The sequence below is a fragment of the Bacillus sp. N12A5 genome (assembly GCF_026790125.1).
Taxonomy (GTDB): Bacteria; Bacillota; Bacilli; order Bacillales; family Bacillaceae; genus Bacillus.
Genome location: NZ_JALAMR010000025.1, coordinates 41,925 through 55,163, shown reverse-complemented (window position 1 = coordinate 55,163; position 13,239 = coordinate 41,925). Strand labels below are relative to the sequence as shown.

The window sequence follows — 13,239 nt, the reverse complement described above, 5'->3', positions numbered from 1 at the left end:
ATTGAGCTGGGTTTTTTGTTTATTCTAGATCGATAAAATCAAACAAATACAAACACCGACAGCTTATATAGCCCATATACTGATTTCAAGTTTCGAAAAGATCTAAATAGTGTATACAATATCCAGTTTAAGGGAAGGCTAATTGTACGGAGGTGGGGACGATGGACGAAACAGTTAAACCTAATCATACATGTGTGATTTGTGATCAAGAGAAGAATAGAGGCATCCATCTTTATACGAAATTCATATGCTTAGATTGTGAGAGAAAAATAATTTCTACATCAACTTCCGATCCTGACTATGCCTTTTACGTAAAGAAACTAAAAAGCATTCATACACCGCCATTATATTCTTAGACCTGAAAAGGTCTTTTTTTGTACCATTTATAAGGAATGGGTTAATAAAAAGAAGGTGAAACTTGTTTAGGGATTGAACGTAGTAGATAATAATATTAAAACTGAGTATTTACACAGGAGTCGATTATCTCATGCAGAGGTTTCTTCATTTTTTGATATGGAGTTTAACAAGCGGTGCGACTTTTGTTTTCATAGGGATATTGAGCTTTTTCGCTTTAAATCAGTCACTTTTCTTATCATTTGTTTATGGGCTCGCTTCAGGAGCAGTGGTATATACAGCTGGTATTTGGAATTCGAGACGGTTATTTCTTAAAAGGCATGAACTGACAGGAAGAGAATATGCCTACATTAAGAAAAACCTCGAGGAAGCAAGGCAGAAAATCATACGGCTTCGGAAAGCTTTGTTTCAGGCAAAAAGCATTCAAATGTTTAAACAAAATGCAGAAATGCTGAGACTTGTCAGGAGGATTTATATCCTCACCAAAAAAGAGCCGAAACGGTTTTATCAGGCTGAGCGCTTTTTTTATCAAACTCTCGATTCAGTTGTTGAATTAACAGAGAAGTATGCCTTTCTCTCTTCTCACCCGAAAAAAAGCAAAGAGCTGTCGATGTCGTTAAGTGAGGCGCGTATCACACTTGCTGAGTTGACCAAGCGTTTAGAGGAAGATTTAACTCATTTAATGGGTGATGAAATTGATGACCTGCAATTTGAATTAGATGCAGCAAAGCATTCATTAAAGAAATAATGGAAGAGGGTAAGAGCGATGAGCAGAGATCAAAGCGACCTTCAAATAGATGAATTATTGGCCGACCCTTTTGGTGATATAGAAATACCCAGGGTGGAGGCTGTAAAAGCAGAGAAGCAGCAAGTACGCCTTGTCGATGTTCTTCCTGAAGAAAACAGGGAAAAAGCAATTCAGCTTGCTGGACAGATCGACCATAATAATATGCAGAGCATTGTCTTATACGGCTCACAAGCCCAATCTAAACTGCTGAATTTTTCTCATACCATGATTGATCATGTTCAAAAGAAGGATGTCGGAGAGATTGGCGAGATACTTGGAGAGCTGATGAAAAAGCTGGAGCAAGTAAACCCTGATGATCTTCAGTCAAAGAAAAAGGGTATTTTGGCACGCGTGTTTGGAAGAGTATCGAGTTCTCTTCAGGAGGTGCTGTCTAAATATCAAAAGACCAGTGTGCAGATAGACAGAATCAGTTTGAAGCTGGAGCATTCAAAAAATGCCTTAATCAGTGACAATAAACTGTTAGAGCAGTTATATGAAAAAAACAAAGAGTATTTCGCCGCACTGAATGTTTATATTGCTGCAGGGGAACTGAAGCTGGAGGAATTAAGAACAAAAACGATTCCTGAACTGAAGCAACAAGCCGAATCAAGTGAGCACAACCAAATGGCCGTGCAAGAAGTAAACGATTTAGTTCAATTTGCAGACAGGTTAGATAAAAGGGTGCACGATTTGCTGCTGAGCAGGCAAATTACCATCCAAAGTGCGCCGCAAATCAGGCTGATACAGAATACAAACCAAGCGTTAGCTGAAAAAATCCAATCATCCATTGTGACTGCAATCCCGCTTTGGAAAAACCAAGTAGCAATTGCGCTGACGCTTTTAAGGCAGCGCAATGCAGTAGATGCACAACAGAAAGTATCTGATACAACCAACGAGCTTTTACTGAAAAATGCGGAGCTTTTAAAAACCAATACAATTGAAACTGTACGGGCAAATGAACGAGGCCTTGTTGATATCGATACTTTGAAGAAGGTTCAGGAAAGCTTAATCAGCACGCTTGAAGAAACGCTGACGATACAAGAAGAGGGACGAATTAAGCGGCATCAGGCAGAACAAGAACTCATGATGATGGAAGGCGATCTGAAGCAAAAACTGCTTACAATAAAGGAAAGATAGTTACCAGTAAGTCTAGCTTTAAGTTCTGTCAGAGGCACGATATAATAAAGTGTAAGAAAACACATTCAAAGGATTGTTTTAATGAACACACCTTTATATAAAGCACTGATTCAGCATGCGAGAAGAAATTCTCATTCATTTCATGTTCCGGGACATCACAATGGAGATGTCTTTTTTGATGACGCTAAGTCGATATTCAATCCGCTACTCACCATTGATGTAACTGAACTGGCAGGATTGGACGATCTCCACCATCCTACTGGGGTGATTAAGGAAGCTCAAGAGCTTGTCAGTCAATTATATGGATCGGCGGAAAGTTTTTTGCTTGTCAATGGTACGACTGTCGGGAACTTAGCAATGATTTTATCTGTTTGTGACCCGGGGGATACAATTCTGGTCCAGAGAAACTGTCACAAGTCTGTATTTCATGGTGTTGATCTGGCTGGTGCTGAGCCGGTTTATCTCGCACCTGACGTTGATAAAGCAATGCATGTGCCTACGCATGTTCCGCCTGATACAGTTAAAGAAGCCTTGGCAGCATATCCAGATGCAAAAGGCTTGGTGCTGACCAATCCGTCATATTACGGGCATAGTGCTGACTTAACCGAAATCATTTCAGAAGCCCATCATTACGGGATTCCTGTTTTGGTGGATGAAGCGCATGGTGCACATTTTGTTTTAGGAGAGCCTTTTCCTGTCTCAGCTTTAGAGATGGGGGCAGATATTGTTGTTCAGTCGGCTCATAAAACGCTGCCGGCCATGACGATGGGTTCTTATTTGCATCTCAATAGAGGCTGCAGAGTTGATCGGAATCGGGTGGCAGAGAACCTGGCCCGTTTACAAAGCAGCAGCCCGTCTTATCCGATCATGGCTTCATTAGACATTGCCCGTGCTTATGTTCAGCATATTATAGAAGAACAAAAGCTCTCCGGCATTTTGCAGCGAATACAATCACTTAAACAAACGTTTGATTTACTTACTAATGCAGAAGCTGTCAAACCGGCCGATTCACGGTTGATATCGGATCCGTTGAAGCTCACCATTCGTTCCACACGGGGCCATTCTGGGTATACGCTGCAAAACATCTTAGAGCGTGTCAACATATTCACTGAGCTTGCTGATGAAAATCAAGTGCTGCTCGTTCTTCCCTTGGGAGGAAAACGCAGAATAAACGCTGAAATCATTAAAAGCATTGATGAAGAAATTGAAAAAACGCCTCCGGATCAGATGTTTGTTTCTGCAGAATGGGAAGCACAGCCGGTTACCGTATTGCCTTATCCAAAAAAGGTCTTGCATACGTTCAAGAAAGAATATGTGGACTTTGATGAAGCAGCAGGCCGGCTGAACGCAGAGGATATCATTCCTTATCCTCCGGGTATTCCAATGATCATGGCGGGAGAAAGAATATCGAGAGAAAGTGTGCAAAAGCTCAGCCGCTTGATCAGCATGAAAACGCATGTTCAAGGGAATATGAAAATCAAAGAGAAACAACTACTTGTTTATATAGAAGAGGAGAAGTCATGAGCGGTTTATTTATTACATTCGAAGGTCCTGAAGGTGCGGGAAAAACGACTGTTCTGCAGGAAATCAAAAACATACTGACAGCAGAAGGCCTTCAGGTTACGGCAACTCGAGAGCCAGGCGGCATAGATATTGCAGAACAAATTCGAGAGGTTATTCTGAATGAGAACAACACCTTAATGGATCCAAAAACAGAAGCTCTCTTATATGCAGCTGCAAGACGCCAGCATTTAGTCGAAAAAGTAAAACCAGCATTAGAACAGGGGCATGTTGTTCTTTGCGACAGATTCATAGACAGTTCACTCGCATACCAAGGATATGCAAGGGGACTTGGGATTGATGAGGTTCTGTCAATTAATGAATTCGCCATCGGAGATATGATGCCCCATGTAACGGTTTATTTTTCAATTGATCCAGAAGAGGGGCTGAAGCGTATTCACGCAAACGGCTCACGGGAGAAAAACAGGCTCGATTTAGAAAAATTAGACTTCCATACAAAGGTACAGGAAGGTTATCAAGAGCTGATGAAGCGATTTCCGGAAAGATTTCATTCAGTTGATGCCGGCCAGTCCAAAGACCTCGTCGTTCAGGATGTCCTAAAGGTTATCAATGAAGCGTTGAAAAAAATTCAATTGTGACCTGTTTCCCAATAGTTGATATAATAATGTAAACGAGATCATTGTTGTTTCCAATCTAAAGGAGGCCTTCACAGATGAAATTGATAGTGGCAGTTGTACAAGATCAGGACAGCAACAGACTTTTGAAAACCTTAACGGATCACAACTTTAGAGTCACAAAGCTTGCGACGACGGGAGGATTTCTTAAATCAGGCAATACAACGTTTATGATTGGTGTCGAGGATATACGCGTCGATAAAGCATTAAGTCTCATTAAAGAAAATGGGCAGAAACGCGATCAGATGATTGCCCCAGTATCTCCAATGGGCGGAAATGCCGATTCTTATGTCCCTTATCCAGTCGAAGTTGAAGTTGGCGGAGCGACAGTGTTTGTTCTTCCAGTCGATGAATTTCATCAATTTTAAGGATTTGAAACTGTGAAAATTAATAAAGATATACGTACATTTATAGATAATAAGCAGCTTCCTTCTGTGAAAACATCTGAGATCACAGCGTCGTTTAAAACATCAATGGAAAACCAAAGCAGCAAATTGAAATTTGATCAGCTGACTAGGCTGTTATCGGATATAGAAGCGTTTGGAAAAAGACTGACGAAGTCCCGGAATTTTAAAGACCTAGCGAGATTTAAGGGACTCGTGAAACGTTTTGTCAAAGAAGCTGTAGACAGCGGGCTTTCACATGAAACGGCGCAAAGCTTTGACCTGTACGGTAACAGCAGAACGCTGGGACTTGTGAAAGAAATAGATGACAAATTGATACAGCTTACGGAAGAGATGATGGATCAGGAAAAGCCGGCAATTGATTTGCTGGAGCGTATTGGCGAAATAAAAGGTTTATTGATTAACCTTTACACATAGAGAGTGATACAATGGCAATATCCTGGAAGGAAATGACCGAGCTTCAGCCCAGAGTGATGAAGCTTTTATATAATAGTATTGAGAAGGACAGATTATCACACGCATATTTATTTGAGGGAAAAAAGGGAACAGGCAAGCTTGATGCCGCGCTGCTTCTTGCGAAAAGCTTTTTTTGCTTGGAGGGTGGCGCGGAGCCTTGTGAGAGCTGCCGAAACTGTAAACGGATAGCGTCAGGGAACCATCCTGATCTCCATCTTGTTCAGCCTGATGGTTTATCGATCAAAAAGGCGCAAATTCAAGCGCTGCAGGAAGAGTTCTCTAAGACAGGGCTTGAATCGCATAAAAAGCTGTATATTATTTCGCACGCAGATCAAATGACAGCAAATGCGGCAAACAGCCTTCTGAAATTTTTAGAAGAACCAAATAAAGACACAATGGCGATCCTCATCACTGAGCAGCCCCAAAGGTTATTGGATACCATCATTTCAAGATGCCAAACCCTTCCTTTTCAGCCTTTGCAGCCCAAAGCAATTGAAGAGAGACTAATCGAACAGGATGTCTCGCCTCATATGGCGAGGCTTCTGGCCAACATGACCAACAATGTAGCAGAAGCAGTCGAATTAAGTCGAAATGATGAGTTTGCAGAGTCTAGAGCGAAAGTGATAAAATTGTATGAAGTCCTACACCAGCGGAAAGGACATGCTTTTTTCTTTATTCAAGATCAATGGATGCCCTTTTTCAAAGAAAAAACCCATCAAGAAATGGGTCTTGATATGCTCTTATTGATATATCGTGATGTGTTGTCCATCCAAATAGGAAATGAAGATAAATTGATTTATCAAGACTTATTCCAATCAATAAAACAGCATGCGCTACAATCAACACAACAAAGCGTTACGAATCAAATTCTTGCTGTTTTAGAAGCAAAGAAACGGCTTCATTCCAATGTGAATGTACAAGGATTAATGGAGCACTTGGTGTTAATGTTGCAGGAGGGATAAGCTTGTACAATGTAATTGGTGTCCGCTTTAAGAAAGCGGGTAAAATATATTACTTTGATCCGAATGGATTTCATATAGAACATGACAGCTGCGTAATTGTAGAGACTGTCAGAGGCGTTGAGTACGGCCAGGTCGTGATTGCGAATAAACAGGTGGATGAGCATGATGTTGTGCTGCCCCTGCGAAAAGTGATACGTGTGGCTGACGAACGCGATCTTCTCATCGTAGAGGAAAATAAACAGGAAGCTTTATCAGCATTTGACATCTGCCAAAAGAAAGTGGCTGAACATGGCTTGGATATGAAGCTGGTTGATGTTGAATTTACGTTTGACCGCAATAAAGTCATTTTTTACTTCACTGCTGACGGCCGAGTAGATTTTAGAGAGCTTGTAAAGGATTTGGCTTCTATCTTTAAAACAAGGATTGAGCTGCGCCAAATCGGGGTAAGGGATGAGGCAAAAATGCTCGGAGGAATCGGCCCTTGCGGAAGAATGCTTTGCTGCTCAACATTTCTCGGGGATTTTGAACCTGTTTCCATTAAAATGGCCAAGGATCAGAACTTGTCTTTAAACCCTACGAAGATTTCAGGTCTTTGCGGACGTTTAATGTGCTGTCTAAAATATGAGAACGATGAGTATGAGACGGCAAAAGAACAGCTTCCGGATATAGGAGAAATGATTACGACAGCAAACGGCCCTGCGAAGGTCGTTGGACTTAATATTCTGGAACGGGTGCTTCAGGTGGAACTGATAAACCGTGAAAAAGTGATAGAATATACTTGGGAAGAGCTCTTGGAAGAGGGCGTCGTATCCGCACAAACCACAGATTAACGAGGTGTGGAACCTTGGATAAAAAAGAGTTATTTGATACAGTCATTAACTTAGAAGAACAAATTGGCTCACTATACCGGCAGCTGGGGGATTTGAAGCAGCACATCGGTGAGATGATTGAAGAGAATCATCATTTACAGCTTGAAAATAAGCATTTGCGCAAACGGCTGGACGATACGACGCAGCAGATTGAAAAGTTCAAAGCTGATAAAAAAGAATCAAAAACACAGAAGACAGAGCAAGCTGATATAGGGGAAGGATATGATAATCTGGCACGTCTGTATCAAGAAGGATTTCATATCTGCAATGTCCACTATGGAAGTGTTCGAAAAGAAGATTGTCTTTTCTGTCTGTCATTCTTAAATAAAAAATAGGAAAAGGCTTCCGCATACGACGGGAGCCTTTTTCAAAGGTACTGAAAGGATAAGAAGATGGTTTCATTACGTGATGATGAAAGATTAGATTATTTGCTGGCAGAGGACATGAAAATCATACAAAGTCCAACGGTGTTTGCTTTTTCATTGGATGCTGTACTTCTGTCCAAATTTGCATACGTTCCGATTCAAAAAGGAAAAATCGTTGATTTATGCACGGGCAATGGCATTGTGCCGCTGCTGCTCAGTACAAGATCCAAGGCCGACATTCTTGGAGTTGAAATTCAAGAAAGACTTCATGATATGGCCGTTCGCAGTGTGGCGTATAATGAGCTGCAGGATCAAATTCAGATCATACTTGATGATCTGAAAAACATGCCGGAGAAGCTGGGGCATAATCGATATGATGTTGTTACCTGCAATCCGCCGTATTTTAAAACGCCGAAGCAAACTGAACAAAACATGAACGAGCATCTCCGAATCGCAAGACATGAAATACACTGCACACTGGAGGATGTCATTTCAGTCAGCAGCAAGCTGCTCAAACAAGGAGGAAAGGCAGCCCTTGTTCACCGGCCGGGCCGGCTTTTAGAAATTTTTGAACTGATGAAGGCTTATCAAATCGAGCCAAAGCGTGTGCAATTTGTCTACCCGAAGCAAGGAAAAGAAGCCAATACCATTTTGGTTGAGGGCATCAAAGGCGGACGCCCCGACTTGAAAATACTTCCCCCTTTGTTCGTTTATGACGAACAAAATGAATATACAAAAGAAATCAGGACCATTTTATATGGAGACAAATAATCATTTTTTCTACGTCGTGCAATGTAAGGATGGTAGCTGGTATGCCGGGTATACCAACGATCTGCAGAAACGGGTGAAAACACACAATGACGGAAAGGGCGCAAAGTATACAAAAGTAAGACGCCCGGTTGAATTGATTTTTGCAGAAGCTTTCACAACGAAGCGGGAAGCCATGCAGGCAGAATACTTTTTCAAGAAAATGACTCGAAAGAAAAAAGAGCTTTATATAGAAGAAAAGCGGAACAGCAAGGAGGCTGTATATGTTAAGGCGCCAAAAGAGCTTTGATGGCAAGTCAGACATGGGGATTCTTTATTTGGTCCCAACCCCAATCGGAAATTTAGAGGATATGACATTTCGGGCCATCGACACGCTGAAATCAGTGGATGCAATTGCCGCGGAGGATACGAGACAAACGAAGAAGCTTTGTCATGTATACGAAATTGAGACACCGCTCGTCAGTTATCACGAACATAATAAAGAAAGCAGTGGCCACAAAATTATTGAATGGCTGAAATCAGGAAAAAACATTGCTTTGGTCAGTGACGCCGGGCTGCCAACGATTTCTGATCCGGGAGCGGAAATCGTAAAGGATTTTACGGAGATTGGCGGTTATGTTGTTCCGCTGCCGGGAGCAAATGCTGCTTTAACGGCTCTAATCGCTTCAGGGATTGTACCGCAGCCATTCTTATTTTACGGTTTTCTCAACAGGCAGAAAAAAGAAAAGAAGAAGGAGCTTGAAGGCCTTAAAAAACGGCAGGAAACGATTATCTTTTATGAAGCGCCTCACAGATTGAAGGAAACCTTGTCAGCGATGGCAGAAATATTAGGAGATCGGGAAATTGCTGTAACGCGCGAACTCACGAAGAAATATGAAGAGTTTATCCGAGGCACGATATCCGAGATCATCGAATGGGCAAACGAGGATCAGATCCGCGGTGAGTTTTGCCTTGTCGTAGAAGGAAGTAAAGCTGAGGAATCAGATCAAGAAACACAATGGTGGGAAGCCCTCACGGCGAAAGAACATGTTGAGCATTACATCTCGAAAGGCGCTACATCTAAAGAGGCCATTAAAAAAGCAGCAGTTGATCGCAATGTACCAAAGCGTGAAATATACGATGCTTACCATATTCAGCAATAAAAAAAACGTTCTTGTGTCATAACAAGAACGTTTTTTGTACAAGAAATGATTATTTAAGGTTTTGAAGCTGACTTTGGATTTCGCTGATGATTTGCTCAGCGCCTTCTTTACTAAGAACCAATTTGCCGCCTGCAAGTTTAAGGTTATCATCAGAAACTTCACCAGTTACTTGGCAAGTCATGTTTGGTTTATATTTTTTAAGGATGATTTTTTCATCATCAACATAAATTTCAAGAGCATCTTTTTCTGCGATTCCAAGAGTGCGACGCAATTCGATAGGAATAACTACACGTCCTAATTCATCAACTTTACGCACAATACCAGTAGATTTCATAAACAGTCTCCTCCCAAGAGATAATTATTTGTTTAAATTATATTTTTCTTCGTCATTATTCGACAAAATCCTTACCTTCATAGCATAACAAGGTTTCCAATAATCGTCAATCATTTTGTTTACTATTGATTGTAAGAATTAGTTCTTATAGTCAGTAATGCCTCGGAAACTACTGGAATAACAGCATTTTATAAACTTTTAATATAGCTATTATCCTACTAAAAATCCTTTTAAATCAAGACTTTCGAACCAAGGTTTTTTATTTCATTTGATTATATACGACAAAATTCGACATTAATAGACTTTTTTTATTTTCATTAAAGATTTTTAATTTTAATTATTCTTTTTCAGGGTATACGTATATATTCTTGATCTTAAAGGCTAAGATGGTATCATAGATACAGGATAAAATATAAAGAATAATCATATATGATTTGCATTTATCGCCGCTCTCGTCCTTTGGGCGGGAGCTTTTTGACATTCTGATTGGGAGGTTTCAAGATGCCGCAAGAAAACAATACATTTTATATTACAACACCGATTTATTATCCGAGCGGAAAATTACATATCGGCCATGCATATACAACAGTGGCGGGAGATGCAATGGCACGTTACAAAAGATTAAAAGGGTTCGATGTTCGCTATTTAACGGGAACGGACGAGCATGGACAAAAGATCCAGCTAAAAGCTGAGCAGGAAAACATTACACCTCAGGAGTATGTGGATCGCGCAGCGGCAGATATTCAGAAACTGTGGAAGCAGCTTGAAATCTCAAACGATGACTTTATCCGTACGACAGAAAAACGGCATAAAGTGGTCATTGAAAAGGTGTTTCAAAAGCTTCTTGATAACGGAGACATCTATCTTGATGAATATGAAGGCTGGTACAGTATCCCGGATGAAACGTTCTACACGGAAACTCAGCTGGTTGATATCGAGCGGAATGAAAAGGGAGAGGTCATCGGCGGAAAAAGCCCTGACAGCGGACACCCAGTTGAATTGATCAAAGAGGAATCTTATTTCTTCCGTATGGGGAAATACGCGGATCGTCTTCTGAAATACTATGAAGAAAATCCGACATTCATCCAGCCGGAATCACGCAAAAACGAAATGATTAACAATTTTATCAAGCCTGGACTAGAGGATTTAGCTGTTTCACGGACCACTTTTGATTGGGGCGTGAAAGTGCCGGAAAATCCAAAGCACGTTGTATATGTTTGGATCGATGCGCTATTTAACTATTTAACAGCACTCGGGTATGATACAGAAAATGATGAACTTTATCAAAAATATTGGCCTGCCGATGTTCATTTAGTCGGTAAGGAAATTGTGCGTTTCCATACTATTTACTGGCCAATTATGCTGATGGCGCTGGATCTTCCGCTGCCAAAACAGGTATTCGCGCATGGCTGGCTTTTGATGAAAGACGGAAAAATGTCGAAATCAAAAGGAAATGTTGTAGATCCGGTTACATTAATTGAACGTTACGGTTTAGACGAACTTCGTTATTACCTGCTTCGCGAAGTGCCGTTCGGATCCGACGGTGTTTTCACGCCGGAAGGATTTGTTGAGCGAATTAACTATGATTTAGCGAATGATTTAGGAAACCTATTGAACCGTACAGTTGCGATGATCAATAAGTATTTTGACGGACAAATCGGTTCGTACAAAGGCGCCGTAACGGAATTTGACCAAACACTCGTGTCAGTCGCTGAAGAAACGGTGAAGGCTTACGAGAATGCAATGGAAAACATGGAATTCTCGGTAGCTCTTTCGACATTATGGCAGCTCATCAGCCGTACAAATAAATACATTGATGAGACAGCTCCATGGGTGCTTGCAAAGGACCCGGCAAAAGAAGAAGAACTGCAATCCGTTATGTATCACCTGGCTGAATCATTGCGTATTTCAGCTGTACTGCTTCAGCCGTTCTTAACAAAGACACCGAAAAAAATGTTTGAGCAGCTGGGCATTACTGATGAATCTCTAAAAGCTTGGGACAGCATTACAGCTTTCGGTCAGCTGAAAGATACAAAAGTACAGAAAGGCGAGCCGTTGTTCCCACGTCTAGAGGCAGAAGAAGAAATTGCTTACATCAAAGGGAAAATGCAAGGTTCAGCACCAGCGAAAGAAGAAACAAAAGAAGAAGAACCACAAGAGGTCGATCGTTTACCTGAAATTACGATTGATCAATTCATGGATGTAGAACTTCGCGTGGCAGAGGTCATCGAGGCAGAGCCTGTGAAAAAAGCAGACCGTTTATTGAAACTTCAGCTGGATCTTGGTTTTGAAAAACGCCAAGTCGTATCCGGTATTGCGAAGCATTATACGCCTGAAGAGCTTGTTGGGAAAAAACTCGTATGTGTAACGAATCTAAAGCCGGTTAAGCTAAGAGGAGAGCTTTCTCAAGGTATGATCCTTGCAGGGGAAGCAGACGGCGTATTAAAAGTCGTATCTATCGATCAGTCGTTACCAAAGGGAACAAGAATTAAATAATGACAAACAAAAGGTGTTTCACGTGTAACAATTCGTCGAACACCTTTTGTGTTTCGACAAGAAAGGAGTTTTTCATTTATGTTGTTTGACACACACGCACATTTAAATGCAGAACAATATGATACTGATCTGGAAGAGGTTATTGAACGGGCAAAAGCTGAAAAAGTTGAACGGATTGTCGTAGTTGGTTTTGACCGCCCGACCATTACCCGTGCGATGGAAATGATTGAGGAATATGATTTTATTTATGCAGCCATCGGCTGGCACCCTGTTGATGCGATTGACATGACAGAGGAAGATTTAGCATGGATTAAAGAGCTGTCTGCTCATGAAAAAGTGGTAGCGATAGGTGAGATGGGGCTGGATTATCATTGGGATAAATCTCCTAAAGATGTTCAAAAAGAAGTCTTCAGAAAACAAATTGCCCTGGCAAAAGAGGTCAATCTGCCTATTATCATTCACAACCGTGATGCTACGGAGGATGTCGTAACCATTTTGAAAGAGGAAGGCGCAGAAGCTGTGGGCGGCATCATGCACTGCTTTACAGGAAGTGCGGAAGTGGCAAGAGAATGCATGAAAATGAATTTTTATTTATCCTTTGGGGGACCGGTGACATTCAAAAATGCGAAGAAGCCGAAGGAAGTTGTGAAGGAAATTCCAAATGACCGTTTGCTGATTGAAACCGATTGCCCGTTCCTCACACCTCACCCTTACCGCGGGAAAAGAAATGAGCCAAGTTATGTGAAATATGTGGCAGAGCAGATCGCTGAATTAAAAGGATTGACCTTCGAAGAAGTTGCATCAATCACGACTGAAAATGCAAAAAGACTTTTCCGTATAAACTGACAAAAAACGCTAGCGGGTTTTGTAAGTGCTTGTCCCTTACAGCGTTTTTTCATAAAAGTTCTACATGCTTTCTTCTCCTCATATGATAGGTTTGTCGACAAGTCTTTCTTCCGTTTTTCAGTGT

16 protein-coding genes are annotated in these 13,239 nt (G+C 41.2%); 15 read left to right on the top strand and 1 reads right to left on the bottom strand.

Annotation, left to right across the window (positions count from 1 at the left end):
• The first annotated feature begins 161 nt into the window (after window positions 1-161).
• From csfB to rsmI, 13 genes are all read left to right on the top strand, one after another.
• A complete protein-coding gene (gene csfB / locus MOC09_RS19730; protein WP_268371645.1) occupies window positions 162-356 on the top strand; it encodes an anti-sigma-G factor in 195 nt (64 codons plus the stop codon).
• A gap of 131 nt (window positions 357-487) precedes the next feature.
• Complete coding sequence (locus MOC09_RS19725) at window positions 488-1,102, top strand: 5-bromo-4-chloroindolyl phosphate hydrolysis family protein (protein ID WP_268367117.1); 615 nt, start codon at window positions 488-490, stop codon at window positions 1,100-1,102.
• 18 nt (window positions 1,103-1,120) lie between these two features.
• Window positions 1,121-2,278, top strand: coding sequence for a toxic anion resistance protein (locus MOC09_RS19720; RefSeq protein ID WP_268367116.1), 1,158 nt, complete (start codon window positions 1,121-1,123; stop codon window positions 2,276-2,278).
• Window positions 2,279-2,359: 81 nt separating this feature from the next.
• On the top strand, window positions 2,360-3,802 hold the full coding sequence (locus MOC09_RS19715; RefSeq protein WP_268371643.1) for an aminotransferase class I/II-fold pyridoxal phosphate-dependent enzyme: 1,443 nt from the start codon (window positions 2,360-2,362) through the stop codon (window positions 3,800-3,802).
• A complete protein-coding gene (tmk, locus tag MOC09_RS19710) occupies window positions 3,799-4,437 on the top strand; it encodes a dTMP kinase (protein WP_268367114.1) in 639 nt (212 codons plus the stop codon). Before MOC09_RS19715 ends, tmk begins: the two co-directional genes overlap by 4 nt.
• Before the next feature lie 74 nt (window positions 4,438-4,511).
• Window positions 4,512-4,841, top strand: coding sequence for a cyclic di-AMP receptor DarA (gene darA, locus MOC09_RS19705; protein ID WP_003218295.1), 330 nt, complete (start codon window positions 4,512-4,514; stop codon window positions 4,839-4,841).
• Between the two features lie 12 nt (window positions 4,842-4,853).
• Window positions 4,854-5,294: a YaaR family protein gene (locus tag MOC09_RS19700; protein ID WP_268367113.1), complete on the top strand. Its 441-nt coding sequence runs from the start codon at window positions 4,854-4,856 to the stop codon at window positions 5,292-5,294.
• An 11-nt stretch (window positions 5,295-5,305) separates the two neighbouring features.
• The gene (gene holB, locus MOC09_RS19695; protein ID WP_268367112.1) at window positions 5,306-6,295 is read left to right on the top strand and encodes a DNA polymerase III subunit delta'; all 990 of its coding nucleotides are present in this window, start codon (window positions 5,306-5,308) and stop codon (window positions 6,293-6,295) included.
• Window positions 6,296-6,297: 2 nt separating this feature from the next.
• Window positions 6,298-7,125, top strand: a complete 828-nt coding sequence (gene ricT, locus MOC09_RS19690; RefSeq protein ID WP_003242158.1) for a competence/sporulation regulator complex protein RicT — start codon at window positions 6,298-6,300, stop codon at window positions 7,123-7,125.
• Between the two features lie 14 nt (window positions 7,126-7,139).
• Entirely contained in the window at window positions 7,140-7,499 is a 360-nt protein-coding gene (gene yabA / locus MOC09_RS19685) for a replication initiation-control protein YabA (RefSeq protein WP_010332687.1), read from the top strand.
• Window positions 7,500-7,556: 57 nt separating this feature from the next.
• Window positions 7,557-8,300: a tRNA1(Val) (adenine(37)-N6)-methyltransferase gene (locus tag MOC09_RS19680; RefSeq protein WP_268362804.1), complete on the top strand. Its 744-nt coding sequence runs from the start codon at window positions 7,557-7,559 to the stop codon at window positions 8,298-8,300.
• Entirely contained in the window at window positions 8,287-8,586 is a 300-nt protein-coding gene (locus MOC09_RS19675; protein WP_268371641.1) for a GIY-YIG nuclease family protein, read from the top strand. Before MOC09_RS19680 ends, MOC09_RS19675 begins: the two co-directional genes overlap by 14 nt.
• Window positions 8,561-9,439 carry a 16S rRNA (cytidine(1402)-2'-O)-methyltransferase gene (rsmI, locus tag MOC09_RS19670; protein WP_268371639.1) on the top strand — a complete coding sequence of 293 codons (879 nt, stop codon included), beginning with the start codon at window positions 8,561-8,563 and terminating at the stop codon, window positions 9,437-9,439. Before MOC09_RS19675 ends, rsmI begins: the two co-directional genes overlap by 26 nt.
• A gap of 49 nt (window positions 9,440-9,488) precedes the next feature.
• On the opposite strand, the gene abrB is transcribed toward rsmI, so the two are convergent.
• Entirely contained in the window at window positions 9,489-9,779 is a 291-nt protein-coding gene (gene abrB / locus MOC09_RS19665; RefSeq protein WP_268362813.1) for a transition state genes transcriptional regulator AbrB, read from the bottom strand.
• A 495-nt stretch (window positions 9,780-10,274) separates the two neighbouring features.
• Between abrB and metG the strand changes: the two genes are divergently transcribed.
• Window positions 10,275-12,269: a methionine--tRNA ligase gene (metG, locus tag MOC09_RS19660; protein WP_268371637.1), complete on the top strand. Its 1,995-nt coding sequence runs from the start codon at window positions 10,275-10,277 to the stop codon at window positions 12,267-12,269.
• A gap of 78 nt (window positions 12,270-12,347) precedes the next feature.
• The gene (locus MOC09_RS19655; RefSeq protein ID WP_268362811.1) at window positions 12,348-13,115 is read left to right on the top strand and encodes a TatD family hydrolase; all 768 of its coding nucleotides are present in this window, start codon (window positions 12,348-12,350) and stop codon (window positions 13,113-13,115) included.
• Window positions 13,116-13,239: the final 124 nt, after the last annotated feature.